Origin of the sequence: Lactobacillus nasalidis (assembly GCF_016587775.1) — a bacterium.
Classification (GTDB): Bacteria; Bacillota; Bacilli; order Lactobacillales; family Lactobacillaceae; genus Lactobacillus; species Lactobacillus nasalidis.
Genome location: NZ_BOCG01000102.1, coordinates 1 through 245, shown reverse-complemented (window position 1 = coordinate 245; position 245 = coordinate 1). Strand labels below are relative to the sequence as shown.

General features: G+C 44.9%; 1 pseudogene. It reads right to left on the bottom strand.

The window, feature by feature from the left end:
• Positions 1-245 (bottom strand): annotated as a pseudogene (locus lacNas_RS01330) (RNA-guided endonuclease TnpB family protein); the annotation flags it as partial.

Sequence of the window (245 nt, the reverse complement as noted above, 5' to 3'; positions counted from 1 at the left end):
CTTCAAGTAGTTCTTGCTTTCGCAAGCAGCTTCTCCATTTTTGACTTGCTTTTTGGCAAGCTGCCTTTGATAGTGCTTGATTTTTTTATAAATTCTATCAAGCTTCTTAGGCAGTACGGTCACCCGGCCTCCCGTGTAATCAAAGTGACCAACATTGACGTCAACCGCGGTAGCTTTGCCTGTTTTGTCTGGCAGCTTAACATCCTCAGCCTTGATCTTATACGGGATGGCAACGTAATAACGGC